Raw genomic sequence first — 13,735 nt, 5'->3', positions numbered from 1 at the left:
GGAGAATCCGATGTCCGCGCCCCTGATGACAATCCAATCCACAGCTGACCTGCCCGCCTCTGCCGATGTCGTGGTGATCGGCGGCGGCATCGTCGGATGTTCGACCGCCTATTATCTGGCGCGCAAGGGCGTCAGCGTCGCCTTGATCGAAAAGGGCCGCGTGGGCGCCGAACAGTCCAGTCGCAACTGGGGCTGGTGCCGTCAGCAGAACCGCGACGCGCGCGAACTTCCCATGGCGACGCGCAGTCTGGACCTGTGGCAGGCAATGGCAGCCGATATCGGGCATGATCCGGGCTTTCGCCGCTGCGGGTTGCTGTATCTGTCCGACAGCGAAGCCGAGATCGCAGGCTGGGCACGCTGGCGCGACATGGCGCGCGGGATGGGCGTGACGACACATATGCTGGATGCCGCCCAAGCCGCGGAACGGGGCCGCGCCACGGGTCGGGCATGGAAGGGCGGCGTTTTTTCGCCCGATGACGGCGTCGCCGATCCCTCGCGCGCCTGTCCGGTCATCGCGCGCGGCATCATTGCCGCTGGCGGCACGGTCCATCAGATGTGCGCCGCCCGCGGGCTGGAGGCTCTCGGGCGGGCGGGTATCGGGGGTGGTCACCGAACACGGCACGATCGCCACCACCACCGTGGTGATGGCGGGCGGCGCTTGGGCGTCGTCATTCTGCAACCAGTTGGGCGTCGCCTTCCCGCAGGCCTCGGTGCGGTCGTCGATCATGACGGTCATGCCGGGCATCGAGGGTCCCGATGCGCTGCATACGGGTCGGGTGTCGGTCACGCGGCGGGGCGACGGGGGCTATGCGCTGGCCATCTCGGGGGCGGCGCGGGTCAACCCGACGCCGCAGCAGATCGCCCATGCCCGCCACTTCCTGCCGATGTTCGCCAAACGCTGGCGCATTTTGAGGCCGGGTGGCACCCAGGGGTGGCGATCGGGCCACGAAACCCGCGCCCGTTGGCGGCTGGACGCCCCCACCCCGATGGAGCGGATGCGCATTCTGGACCCCGCGCCCGACCGGCGCGCGCTTGGCCGTATCATGTCCCGTGCGGCCCAGCTGATCCCCGCTATCGCCAATGCGCGGGTTCAGGCCACTTGGGCCGGTTATATCGACAGCACCCCCGACGGCGTGCCGGCCATTGGTGAAACGCGCGTGCCGGGTCTGGTGCTGGCCGCCGGGTTCAGCGGCCACGGCTTCGGCATCGGCCCCGGCGCCGGAGAGATGATCGCCGACATGGTGACAGGCACCAAACCCGTGCTGGACCCCACCGCCTATCACCCCGCGCGCTTTGCACAGGGCAGCTGGGGCAAGGTCTCGGAGTTCTAGCCGATGGCCTGAATGGCCAAGGCAAAGACATGGGCGTCCGGATCGACCGGACGCGGATTGCCCAGTGTCATCGTGGTGACCGTGTCGCGCGCCGCAAGACCGCTGGCGTTCAGCAGATCGACGAAGTCGCCTTCGGTTTCGCGTGTGTCGATGCGCAGATACCGGCCGCGATGCGTCGCCAGATGCGGACCGGTCACCGCAGCGGCATCTCGCGCCGTGGCAGCCACGATCGGACCCACCACATGTCCGCGCCCGAACCGTCGGCACAGGGCATATCCGGTGACGCGGCCGGCTTCCTCGATCACGGTGCCGGTCGAGTGTTCCAGAAACAGGTTCAAGGCCTTCTCACGATGCGCGGTATAGGCCCGGGTGTCCAAGGCGTGAATGGCATCGAAATCGTCGGCCCGCATCGGGCGCACGCGCGGGTCCGCGGCAGGGCTGTCCGTGACGATGCCCTGATGCTGCCAGACCGTAAGCCCCGGCTGGAACCCCATCGACAGATACAGCCGGAAGGCCGCACGCGTCGCATTCAGCCCCAGATCGCGCTTTCCGGTCTGGGCCAATATCTGGTCCATCATCCAGCGGGCCGCGCCCCGTTCCTGCAGGCGGGGCGTGGTGATGACCATGCCCAGCATCGCCAGATCATCCGCGACCGGAAACCACATGGCCGAGCCGAATGGCCGCCCGATCTCATCCGTCAGGAAAATGCCGCTGCCCAAGCGGAGCGCGGTGGCCCAGTCTTCGGCCCGATGCATCCAGCCGACGGCGACGGACAATTCATGCAGCAACGGAATGTCGGCAGGCGTCATGGCCCGCGGTTCCAAGGCAAAACTATCTATCATCCGGCTTTTCGAATCGACCACTGGCATGTCCCCGTTTTCCAAGGAACAGAATGGCCGATCCGAAACCGCATTTTCCGCTGCATTCGGCGGCTATGCAGCAGAAGCTACGATCCGGTCGACCATCCGCGTCCCATTGGATGCGAACCCGGCACCTGAGGCCTGGTTCCCTGTGGGGTGCGCCGGGACGCGCCACTTTGGGCCTTACAGGACGGCGCCGATCTTCCATGGCACGAATTCATTGTCGCCATAGCCGAACTCTTCCGATTTCGTCTTTTGACCCGAGGCGATGTCCAGCATCAGGTCATAGATCCGGCCACCGATTTCGGCCAGGGGGACGCCCTGGCTGACCACCACACCGCAGTCGATATCGATATCTTCGTGCATGGATCGGGCCAGTTCGGAATTCGATGCCAGCTTGATCGATGGTGCGGGCTTTGCGCCGAAACATGATCCGCGACCGGTGGTGAAGGCGACCAGATTGGCCCCCGAGGCCACCTGCCCCGTCGCTGCCACCGGATCATATCCGGGGCTGTCCATATAGACGAAGCCCTTGCGGTCGATCTTTTCGGCATAGGCAAAGGCCCCGGCCAATGGCGACAAACCACCCTTGGCCACCGCCCCAAGCGATTTTTCCAGAATGGTGGTCAGCCCGCCCTTCTTGTTTCCGGGGCTTGGGTTGTTGTCCAGCGAGGCCCCGTTCTTGGCGGCATAGTCACGCCACCATGTGATCATATCCTCGATTTTCTGGCCGGTCGCCGCATCTGACCGTGCGATCAGCAGATGCTCGGCCCCGAAAATCTCGGGCGTTTCCGACAGAATCGAGGTTCCGCCAGCCGCGACCAGCAGGTCCGATGCCACACCAAGGGCAGGGTTCGCCGTGATTCCCGAAAACCCGTCCGAGCCGCCGCATTGCATGCCCAGAACCAGCTTGGAAACCGGCTGCTGGCTGCGCCGGTCTTCATTGGCCTTCGCCGCAATGGGCTCCAGCAATTCCAACGCGCGCTTGACGGCCGAACGCGACCCGCCGACATCCTGAATGTTGAACGTCTTGATACGCTCGGCGGCCCATTCGGTCGGCTTGTACAGCGTCAGCTGGTTCACCTCGCATCCCAGACCGATGATCAGCACGCCGCCGAAATTGGCATGGTCGCGATAGCCTTTCAGCGTCCGGACAAGGGTGTCGAACCCCTCGCCCTGATTGGTCATTCCGCAGCCCTGATCATGCACGATGGGCGCAAAGCCGTCGATATTGGGGTATCTTGGCAGCAGGGTCCGGTTCGCCTCGGCCGCAATCGTGTCGCACACCGTCGAGGAGCAATTCACCGATGCCATGATCCCGATGAAATTGCGCGTGCCGACCTGCCCGTCGGGTCGCGCATAGCCCATGAAGCTGTTCCGCGCCGGTACCGGCAAAGCGCGACTTTCCAAGGCGGTCATCCCTGCATGGCCTTCAGGCATCGCGCAGTTGTGGCTGTGGACATGCGCACCCTTGGCGATATCGGTCGATGCAACACCCATGACCTGACCGTATTTCACGATCGGCGACCCTTTGGCCATCGCAACGCGGGCGACCTTATGGCCGCGGGCGATGGCATCCAGCGCCGTGACACCTTGGCGGGTTTCCCCCGCGGGCATATCGGTCAATGCCACCGCGACGGTATCCTGCGGATCAAGGATCATAAGATCGGGCACTTGCATCACATGTCTCCGGCGATGATGGCATCAAGGGTCGGGGCGTCGAAATCGGGCGCGATCTGGCGGACCCATTCCACGAAGGCCGCAATCCGGCGTTCGATTTTCTGCGAATGGTTCTGCGCGATATCGGCAATGCGATGGTCCAGAAACGGGTTGGCGAAACGGTCCAGCGTTTCATCCAGATAGGCGACGGCCTGCGTTTCCATACCGCGCAGGGCAAAGCCGGGCATCACTTCGGCCTTGAACACGTCCAGCATCCGCTGCCCCGTCTGGCCCTTCAACAGATCACGGACGATGTCGTCTGGCTGACCGTCCTTGATCCAGAACGCCGCCATCACCGTATGCCCGAGGTTCAGGATATGCAGCTTCAACCGCTCGATCTGTTCCAGATCCGGCACCACGCGAATGGCCGGGTGTCCGGTCGGCGCGGACAGCCCGTCCTGCGCCTCGATTGCCCACAACGCATAGGGTTCGGCAACCGCCCCGACCGGTTCGATCGGCTCCGAGACGATACGGTCGACCAGACTGTTGGCCCAGATGCACGCGTTCAACCAGTCGATCAGCCCATCCGCCGCACCAAGATCGGCGGCAATTTCCAGAACGCGGGCCTTTAGCACCGTCCCGTTTTTGGGGATCAGCTCCATCGGGAAAATCGTCAGCGGGGGTTTGTTCGCAGCATGACGCGCGGCCAGCAGGTGATACAGCTTTGCCGGATAGCTTTGCGCCTGCGACGGTCCGGCATCACGGTCCGCGGGCTTGGGATCAAAGCCCGTATCGCTGGTGTTCGAGACGATGAATTCGGCCTCGTGGGTAACAACGCGGACCAGTTCGTCCCAATCCGTTGCCGTGGACAGCGTGCGTTTGACCGATTTGATCGTGAGGTCATCTTCGACGGTCTTGCCGTTTGACATACCGCGTATGCGAACGGGGTATCCTGAGGGATCGGCCATCGCCTTCAGCCGTTCCGCCCGCCCGGGATCACCCGACGTCTGCACCACCGTGACGCCGCGCGCCGGAGTGCCCTGGTCGAAAAACAGATCGGCATGCGCCTGCAGAAAGCGCGATGTTCCGAATTGGACGATGGGTGTGCAGAGTGTCATGATTACAACTCGATCAATGCTTTGACGACGGTGCCACGATCAGCAGCCCATTTCGGCAGGTCCGTCACGGCGCCTTCCAACGTGGTCCGATGGGTTCCGATCTGGTCAATCGGAACCAGCCCCTTGGCCATGCAATCCATCACATGTTCAAAATCGACCTTCAGGGCGTTGCGGCTGGCGATCAAGGTCGTCTCGCGCTTGTGGAATTCAGGGTCGGCGAATTGCAGATCACCCTTCACGACGGACAGCAGAACATAGCTGCCGCCGTGGGCCAGATAATTCAGGCCGGCATTCATCGCATGGATATTGCCGGTCGCGTCGAACAATGTATCGAACACGCCGTCCGCGGCTTCTGACACCAGCTCGACCCGGGCATCCGGCAGGATCTGTTGTGCCAGTTTCAAACGATCGGCCGAAGTATCGCGCAGCGTGACCGTCGCCCCCGCAATCTGGGCGAACAGCGCCGCGCCGACGCCAATCGGCCCCGCGCCGACGATCAGCGCGGTCGATCCTTCCTGCAGCCGCGACCGACGCACACCATGGGCGCCAATCGCCAGGAATTCGACCATGGCGGCGGCCATCGGCGTCAGGTCGTTCGCCGGATAGAGATTGCCCGCGGGCACGACGATTTCTTCGCACATGCCGCCGTCGGTATGCACGCCAAGCACCGCGATATTGGAACAGCAGTTCGGTTTTCCGATCTGGCAGGCGCGACATTCGCCGCACGACAGATAGGGGTTCACGACGACCAGATCACCGGACTTGATCCGCCCGTCGGCACTATCCTCCAACGCCTGACCCGACAGTTCGTGACCCATCACCCGGGGATAGGCCAGAAACGGCTGGTTGCCGTCATAGATGTGATAATCCGTACCGCAGATGCCGATCGCCCTGATCTTGATCCGCACATTCCCTGCCGTCGCCACGGGCAGCGCACGTTCCACAACAGTCAGCTTGCCAGGGGCTTCGCACAGCAAGGCTTTCATCGTCACAGTTGTCATCGGATCCTCATCAGTGTTTGACATCGGCCTATCGAACAAATCGGCGCAAATCGCAGGCAGGTCTAAATATGGTCTTTTTTGTATAAAAGACATATCTATTGATTTCCAGTGCGGATTTCATGCATTCCTTTGCGCGCCCTGTCGGAGGCGCTACGTTGCCGAAACCTGGACCCAGAACATATGCCCCGCACCAACCAGACCTTCAAAAGCACCGTCAACGCCGCCCTGTCCCAGTTGGAGAGACTGCCCATCGGCACGGCTCTTGGGTCCGAGGCAGAGCTGGCGCGCGATCTGAATGCCAGTCGCACGACCATCCGCAGCACGCTGGCCCATCTGGCCGATCTTGACCTGATCGCGTGGGAGGGGCGTGCGAAAACCTTGCTGCGCTGCGTTCATGCCGCCGATTATTTTCCCAATGAAGAGGTCGAAAATCCCGCCGATCGTGCCGAGGAGGCATTCCTGGAATGGACCCTGCGCAACGATCTGCCCCCCGGTTCGACCTTAAGCGAGAGCGCACTGGCACGGCAGCTGGATCTTTCCATCCCGCGCATCCGCGAACTGCTGATGAGGTTCGCCCCGCTTGGGCTGATTGAAAAAAATTCCGATAATCACTGGATCATCAGGGGCTTTACCGAAGCCTTCGCAAAGGAAATGTTCGACCTTCGCGAAATGATCGAGATGGCGGCCATCCGCGCCTTGGTCGATGCTGACAGCGACAGCGCCAACATGCGCCAGATGGCCGAAATGGAACGCCTGCACATTGCGCTTATGGCACGGGACGATGCGGCGCTTTCGGAATTTCCAGCGCTGGACGCCCGCTTTCACAGGGTCTTATGCGCAGCCGCGCAAAACCGGTTCTTCGACGAATTCGCCCAGCAGATTTCCATCATCGTCCACTATCACTTCCAGTGGAACAAGCGCGATGAGATAGCCCGCAATCGCGCAGCGATCAAAGAACATCTGCTGATCATCCGGGCATGTCTCGGCGGCCAAAAGCAGCAAGCCATTGACGCGCTGACCGCACATCTTGCCACGGCGCGCAGCACCATGATGGCCTCGGTCAACTGGCCGCAACGGTCGTAATTTTTTCAGATCAATCGAAATTTTTGCACCCGACTTCCGTGGGGTAGCTTGACTGATCCACTTTTTTTTGGTCTTGTGGTCCAACCAAAGTCGCGGTCAGGAGGGCCGCTACTTTATGGAGGACCGTCGTGAAAACCACAGTCGAGGAAATTCGTGACGTCCTGCGTCGGGAGATCGCCGAAAGCTACAGGCCCGGCGACATGCTGCCCAACGAACGGGAACTGGCCGAACGCTTCGACGTGTCCCGGAACACCATCCGCGAGATGATGATCCATCTGGAAGCCCTGACCGTCATCGAAAAGACCAAACGCGGTGCGCTGGTGCGTGCAGCCGATTTCGACGTGATGTTCAACGAGCTGACGCAGTTTTTCGACACCTCGTCGCGGACATTCACCGATGTGCTCAACTTCCGTCGGATCAATGAAACCGGCGCGGCACCCTTGATGGTGTGCCATGTGACGGATGAGCTGATCGCCCGCATCCGCGCCATCAACCGCCGCATGGGAGACGCGTTGACTGCAGCAGAGGCCGCCGAGGCGGATTACGCATTCCATCTGGGATTGGTCGAAGCGGCCGGCAACAATGTCCTGCTGCATATGTACCGCGTGCTATCGGTTCCGTTGAAATACTACCTCGAGGTCGGCAAATCCCAACGGCTGGATACCGCCACCGCCCAAACCCAGCACGACCGCATCATTGCCGCGCTAGAGGCGCGTGACGCCCAGGCCCTTGCAGCCGCGATGTCCGACCACTTCCAACATTCGGCCGACGTCCTGACCACATGGCTTTCAACCCGTGAGGGCGGAGACGCGCCGCTGACCCTATGGCCCGTGCAGACGACTGCGCACGCCCGCTAATTCACCATCGTTTTGAGGAGGAAACGAATGTTCATCAAGTCCCTGCTTGGCGCCACGACCGCCATCATGTTCGCCCTGCCCGCACTGGCCGCGGACACCACGATCCGCATCGCCTATGAAAACAACCCCGGCGAGCCCGCCGATATGGTGATGCACCGTTGGGCGGAACTGGTTGACGAAGCCTCGGACGGGAAGGTCGAGCTGGAGCTTTATCCCTCGTCTCAGCTGGGCGCAAAGAAGGACGTGATCGAACAGGCGATGCTGGGCGTGAATGTCATCACCATCGCGGATGTCGGCTTCCTGACCGATTACGACGCCGATCTGGGCATTTTGTTCGGCCCCTATCTGACCGATAACGCCGAACAGCTGTTCGAGATCTATGAGTCCGACTGGTTCAAGGAAAAGGACGCCAAGCTGCGCGATCAGGGCATCCATATCGTCATTTCGAACTATCTCTATGGCACGCGTCAGTTGCTGACGACCAAGAAGGTCGAGACGCCCGCCGACATGCAGGGCCTTAAGATCCGCACGCCGAACAATGAAATGCAGATCCGCGCGATCGAGGCGATGGGCGGCACGCCGACCCCGATGCCCTTGGGCGATGTCTATCCGGCGCTGACCCAAGGAACGATCGACGGCGTGGAAAACCCGCTGCCGGTTCTGTTCGGTCAGAAGCTGCACGAGCAGGCCAAAGAACTGTCGATGATTTCCTATCTGCAGAACACTTCGCTTTGGCTGGGCGGACAGGCATATTTCGACACGCTGGACCCCTCGGTTATCGAGATGCTGCATGAGACCGGCCGTGAAGCCGGGCTCTACAGCCAGGAAGTCGCCGCCGCGCAGGATGCCAAGATCCTCGAGGACATGGAGGCGGCGGGCGTCACGATCACCTATCCCGACACCGCCCCGTTCAAGGAAGCCGCAATGGCCGTCTATACGCAGTTCCCCGAATGGTCCGACGGCCTGTTCGAGCAGATCCAGGCACAGATCGCGGAATAAGCATCCCCTTGTCCCACCAGATGCGCGGCATTCGATTTCCCCGATACCGCGCATCTTTTTTCTGTCTGAAAGTGATCCCATGAAGCCCCTCTTTCGACTTCTGTCCGGCATCGGCGGCCTTCTTGTGGTGACGCTGGTGGCCATTACCACTGCGGCTGTCATCGCCCGCTATGGCTTGGGCGCGCCGCTGCAATGGACCGAGGAAATGTCCGGCATCCTGATGATCTGGATCGTCTTCATCGGCGCGATCGGATGCGAGGTCGAAGACAGTCACCTGACGATCAATGTCGTCACGATGATGATGCCCGAATGGCTGCGCCACGCCCTGACGGGCATCGTGGGGCTCGTCTCGGTCGGGCTGCTGGGGGCAATGGGGTGGCTTGGCTATAAGCTGGCGATCAATGCCGCCCTGAAAAAGACGCAAATCCTCAAGATTTCGTGGTTCTGGCTGGATATCGCCGTGACCGTCGGCGCGGCGGGAATTGCGATTGTGATGCTGGTCCGGATCTGGCGTGCGATGCGCGGTCGATCCGACGAACTGTTGCGCTGAAGGATTACGACCCATGGACTGGATTATCATCATTCCGATCATGTTCGTGCTGTTTGCATTGAACATGCGCATCTATCTGGCGATGTTCGCCGCCATCCTGCTTTATTTCGTCTTCTTCGCGCAGATCCCACTGCAGATCGCGGTCCAGCGCCTGATCGCGCCGACGCAGAATTCATCGCTTCTGGCGATCCCGTTCTTCATTCTGCTTGGTTCGTTGCTGGGTGCGACAGGTATTGCATCGCGACTGCTGAAGGTCGCGGATCTGATGGTCGGGCGCTTGCCCGGCGGGTTGGGCCACACCAATGTCATGCTGTTGACGCTGATGGGCGGTCTTTCGGCGTCCAACCTTGCCGATGCTGCGATGATGTGCCGGATGCTGGTGCCCGATATGATCAAGCAAGGCTATTCGCGCGGCACCGCGGCTGCGATCACCGCGGCATCGTCCCTGATCACCCCGATCCTGCCACCGGGTATTGCGCTGATCATCTATGGTCTTGTGGCCGATGTTTCGATTGGATCAATGTTCATTGCCGGCGTCCTGCCCGGTCTTCTATGCGCGGCGATCCTGATTGGCGCCGTCTATCTGGTGGCCAAGCAAAAGGGCTATCAGCCATCGCGTACCCAACGCCCAACCGCGCAGGAAACCCGCATCACGCTGCTGCAGGCATGGCCGGCGCTTTTGCTGATCACCGTCATCATCGGCGGCATCCGCTTTGGCGTCTTCACCCCGACCGAGGCCGGCGCGGTCGCTACGGTCATCACCATTCTGATCGGGTTGTTCGTCTATCGCGAAATGAAGGTCCGGGACCTTTCCGAGGCCTTCACCCAGACCGCACGTCAAACCGCAGCCGTTCTGCTGGTCATCATGATGTCCTCGGCGCTGGCGTGGATATTCTCGCTGGAACGCGCGGGCGTCGCCTTGGCCGACTGGATCATCATGCTGACGGAAAACCCGTGGATGTTCCTTGCCCTCATCAACATCGTCCTGCTGGTTCTTGGCATGTTCATCGAGGGGAACGCCCTGCTGATCATCCTTGTGCCCCTGCTGAAGCCGGTCGTTGTTCAACTGGGAATCGATCCGGTGCATTTCGGCATCGTCATGATCCTCAATCTGGCAATCGGCACGCTGACGCCACCCGTCGGGACCGTCATGCTGATGGTCTGCACCCTGACGAAAACATCCTTCGCGGATTTCCTGCGCGATGGCTGGCCGTTCATGCTGGCGCTGCTGCTGGCGCTTGGCTTGGTGACCTTCATTCCCGCAATCTCGCTGGCGCTTGTCTGACGGATTCTCGCCACGCATCTGCCGGACCGATGGAGGCATGAAAAATCGGTTTCATCGTACCGTGCAACCACAGCGAAAGTTGCGGAATGACTGCAAGGTGATCCGGGGCATCAGCAAAGGTGTCTCGGTTTGCCTCAACAAACTCTGGGCGTTTTCTAAGTGGTTTTCCGTCTCGGTTATGCCGCTACCAAATCGCGCAGCAACGGGTTGAAGAAGGCCTGGTCGAGCGTCCTGTCGTCAAGCGATGGATTGGGGACGGCGTCCGTTGTAGAAGCCGATGTAGCGGTCGATCGCGGCGCGTGCTTCGGACCCGCTCGCGTAGGCCCGAACGTAGACCTCCTCGGATCAGGATTTATAATCAATAGATGACGGTTGCTGCGCGGGGTCAACGCATGCGTTGACGGCCGAGAGGAAGATCTTCGGACATCTGTCGTATCGCGTTGCCACGCGCCTCCAATCCTTGAGCCTGCCGAACATGATCTCGATGCGACTTCGCCGCTTGTCGCGTCGCTTGTCATACTTGACCGGCGTCTTGCGTTACTTCCAACCGGGATGCAGGCGCGTATCCCTTTGTCCTGCAACGCGTCTCTCAGCCAGTCGGCATCATGACCGCGATCGCCAGGCAGCTATTTGACGTTTGGCAGGCCGCTGAGCAGCGCCCGTGCGTCGATATGATCGCTCACCTGACCGGCGGTGATGAACAGGTCGAGCGGTCGCCCCTGGCTGTCGTAAATCGCCTGCAACTTGGTGTTTTTATACGGTCGATCAGACGACTACGTCCTTCTTTTTGACGGCCATACTGGTCGCTGTGCGATGTGCCTTCAGGTATGTCGCGCTATCATCACGGCCTTCTTTTCACAGTGCTTGGCTGCCAGTCCGGCCATCATCCGAGCAACAATGCCCTTCCCGCTGCAACGCCCCCAACGGCTGTAAAGCGTCTTGTGAGGCCTGTAGGCGGTAGGTGCATCCCGCCAGCGTAAGCCAAAAATATTCCCGCAAAGAACTCGCCTGTCATCGACGCGTGGCTTTCCGAGAGACTTTGGAAAAAAGGGGACCATGCGTGCCATCTGCGCGTCAGTCAGCCAGAAAAGGTAGATCATGTCACCGCTCCGTTTCCAGGCCGTGAACCACGCTGCGAAACAGAAATCAATGCATTCTGAGCCTAAGAAACTCGGGGCTATTCAGATCCGCGTGGACATGATCTTCAAGGCCATTGAAACTCAGCTTCGCTCTGGCAAGCGACCAAATAATAGACGACATCCCCACCGCCTGATAGCGCGCGGGGTACCTTTGTCGGCGACGCCGATAGATCCAACGTGGCTCTCAATCCGGGCATCCGCGACCCCGCTCAGCGCCACGACATGCGTGATTTAGTCTTCAGGCAGCGCGGCCATCACGCCCGCGCCGCCGGTGACGATGATGGTCATGTGGTTCCTCGCTCAAGGTCGGGCGTCAGGATCACTTGGATGCCCATGTCGCGCAGGGCGTCGGCCACATGCGTCTCGATGCCGCCGTCGGTGACGACCGTGTCTAAAACCTTCAGTGGCAGGATGTTTATTGCCGCCACCGCGCCGTATTTCGTGGAATCCGACACCAGCACCGCATGCCGGGCCTGTTCCGTGGCGACGCGCTTGACCGGGCCCTTGGCCTCCGAGGGCGAACTGAGGCCCGCCAGCGTCCAGGATGATGTCGAGATGAAGGCGATGTCATAGTTGAACCGTGCCAGCGCATCCGACGCCGCGCCGCCCACGCAGGATTGGTTGGCCCGTTCGACCAGACCGCCGCTGTGATAGAGCGTGCAATCCGAATGCGTAGACAGCCATGCGCAGACGACGAAATCATTGGTCACCACGGTCAGCCCACGCCGGTCCCCGATCTGGCGCGCCAGCTCCAGCATGGTCGTGCCAGCGTCCACATAGACGACCATGCCGTCGCGGACCAGTTCGGCCGCCGCCTTCCCCACCGCATGTTTGGCACCGGTGTTCAATTCGGCTTTTTGCAGATGCGGCAGTTCCTGTGCTAGACGGCGCGACAGGCGCACGCCGCCGGTGACGGATGTGACACGGCCCGCGTCCTCAAGCACCTGGATGTCGCGACGCACGGTCATATGCGACACGCCAAGCCGTTCGACCAGATCGGCAATGGTGACGATGTCGCGTTCGGCTAGACAGGTCAGGATGAACTGCTGGCGTTCGGCGGGGATCACGATCCACCGCGCAGATAGGGGGCGGCCCAGGCCAGCCCGTCCTCGGTCCGGCCACGGGGGTTGTATTCGCAGCCAAGTGGCGCGTCGAAACCAGCCGCATCGAAGGCGCGGAAGATCTCGGGGTAGTTCAGCTCTCCGCTGTCGGGTTCGTGGCGGTCGGGCACGCCCGCGATCTGGACGTGGCCATAGGCCCCCTTCAGGCGCTGGATGCGACGGATGATGTCGCCGTCCATGATTTGCGTGTGATAGACGTCGAACTGCAACAGTACGTTGCGGCGTTCCAGCCGCTGGATCAGCGCCAGCGTGGCATCCTGATGGGCGACGAAATAACCCGGCACATCGCGGGTGTTCAGCGGCTCGATGCTGATCGACAGGCCGGCGGTCGCGGCCATATCCGCCGCCTTGCGCATGTTGCGGGTCCAGACCGCTTCGCAGGCGTCGCGGTCGGGTTCATCCGCGGTGATCCCCGACATCACATGGATGCGCGGGCAGCCCAGCCCCTTGGCATAGGTGATGGCCGTTTCGACGCTGGCAAGGAACTCGGCCCCCTTGCCCGGGCGCGCCGCAAAGCCGCGTTCGCCCGCGGCCCAATCGCCCGCAGGCGCGTTGATCAGCGTCAGTTGCAAATTGTTGCGGTCCAGACGTTCCCTGACCGTTTCGATGGCGTGATCATAGGGGAACAGGAATTCCACCGCATCGAAGCCCGCAGCCCCTGCCCGGTCGAGCCGGTCCAGAAAATCGGCTTCGGTGAACATCATCGACAGGTTCGCGGCAATACGGGTCATC

General features: G+C 61.4%; 11 protein-coding genes and 3 pseudogenes. 6 read left to right on the top strand and 8 right to left on the bottom strand.

The genetic code is table 11. The features are described from left to right. Positions 1-10 precede the first annotated feature (10 nt). Positions 11-1,331 (top strand): annotated as a pseudogene (locus SJY40_RS16195) (NAD(P)/FAD-dependent oxidoreductase). Here the strand turns inward: SJY40_RS16195 and SJY40_RS16190 are convergent. The 4 genes from SJY40_RS16190 to SJY40_RS16175 all read right to left on the bottom strand — a co-directional run bounded on the left by SJY40_RS16190 (position 1,328) and on the right by SJY40_RS16175 (position 5,969). Next, the gene (locus SJY40_RS16190; RefSeq protein ID WP_378949143.1) at positions 1,328-2,173 is read right to left on the bottom strand and encodes an N-acetyltransferase; all 846 of its coding nucleotides are present in this window, start codon (positions 2,171-2,173) and stop codon (positions 1,328-1,330) included. The pseudogene SJY40_RS16195 and the gene SJY40_RS16190 overlap by 4 nt on opposite strands. Before the next feature lie 201 nt (positions 2,174-2,374). Then, entirely contained in the window at positions 2,375-3,871 is a 1,497-nt protein-coding gene (locus SJY40_RS16185) for a UxaA family hydrolase (protein ID WP_378949140.1), read from the bottom strand. Next, positions 3,871-4,968, bottom strand: a complete 1,098-nt coding sequence (locus tag SJY40_RS16180; protein ID WP_378949138.1) for a mannitol dehydrogenase family protein — start codon at positions 4,966-4,968, stop codon at positions 3,871-3,873. The genes SJY40_RS16185 and SJY40_RS16180 overlap by 1 nt, the downstream gene beginning before the upstream one ends. Before the next feature lie 2 nt (positions 4,969-4,970). Continuing rightward, entirely contained in the window at positions 4,971-5,969 is a 999-nt protein-coding gene (locus SJY40_RS16175) for a zinc-binding alcohol dehydrogenase family protein (protein WP_378949135.1), read from the bottom strand. Positions 5,970-6,149: 180 nt separating this feature from the next. On the opposite strand from SJY40_RS16175, the gene SJY40_RS16170 reads away from it, so the two are divergent. From SJY40_RS16170 to SJY40_RS16150, 5 genes are all read left to right on the top strand, one after another. Continuing rightward, positions 6,150-7,052: an FCD domain-containing protein gene (locus tag SJY40_RS16170; RefSeq protein WP_378949132.1), complete on the top strand. Its 903-nt coding sequence runs from the start codon at positions 6,150-6,152 to the stop codon at positions 7,050-7,052. 128 nt (positions 7,053-7,180) lie between these two features. Next, entirely contained in the window at positions 7,181-7,909 is a 729-nt protein-coding gene (locus SJY40_RS16165; RefSeq protein ID WP_378949129.1) for a FadR/GntR family transcriptional regulator, read from the top strand. 12 nt (positions 7,910-7,921) lie between these two features. After that, entirely contained in the window at positions 7,922-8,908 is a 987-nt protein-coding gene (locus SJY40_RS16160; protein WP_378949126.1) for a C4-dicarboxylate TRAP transporter substrate-binding protein, read from the top strand. A gap of 79 nt (positions 8,909-8,987) precedes the next feature. Further along, on the top strand, positions 8,988-9,458 hold the full coding sequence (locus SJY40_RS16155) for a TRAP transporter small permease (protein WP_378949123.1): 471 nt from the start codon (positions 8,988-8,990) through the stop codon (positions 9,456-9,458). 13 nt (positions 9,459-9,471) lie between these two features. Then, on the top strand, positions 9,472-10,743 hold the full coding sequence (locus SJY40_RS16150; RefSeq protein WP_378949120.1) for a TRAP transporter large permease: 1,272 nt from the start codon (positions 9,472-9,474) through the stop codon (positions 10,741-10,743). A gap of 176 nt (positions 10,744-10,919) precedes the next feature. Here the strand turns inward: SJY40_RS16150 and SJY40_RS16145 are convergent. From SJY40_RS16145 to otnI, 4 genes and pseudogenes are all read right to left on the bottom strand, one after another. Further along, positions 10,920-11,085 (bottom strand): annotated as a pseudogene (locus tag SJY40_RS16145) (IS3 family transposase); the annotation flags it as partial. Positions 11,086-11,088: 3 nt separating this feature from the next. Next, positions 11,089-11,843, bottom strand: a pseudogene (locus tag SJY40_RS16140) (IS5 family transposase). A 323-nt stretch (positions 11,844-12,166) separates the two neighbouring features. Continuing rightward, the gene (locus SJY40_RS16135) at positions 12,167-12,949 is read right to left on the bottom strand and encodes a DeoR family transcriptional regulator (protein WP_378949117.1); all 783 of its coding nucleotides are present in this window, start codon (positions 12,947-12,949) and stop codon (positions 12,167-12,169) included. Then, a complete protein-coding gene (gene otnI / locus SJY40_RS16130) occupies positions 12,946-13,734 on the bottom strand; it encodes a 2-oxo-tetronate isomerase (protein ID WP_378949114.1) in 789 nt (262 codons plus the stop codon). Before otnI ends, SJY40_RS16135 begins: the two co-directional genes overlap by 4 nt. Position 13,735: the final 1 nt, after the last annotated feature.

The sequence above is a fragment of the Paracoccus sp. R86501 genome, assembly GCF_042466435.1.
Lineage (GTDB): Bacteria > Pseudomonadota > Alphaproteobacteria > Rhodobacterales > Rhodobacteraceae > Paracoccus.
Note: the sequence above shows the minus strand (reverse complement) of the source record. Positions and strands in the feature narration are given on the sequence as shown.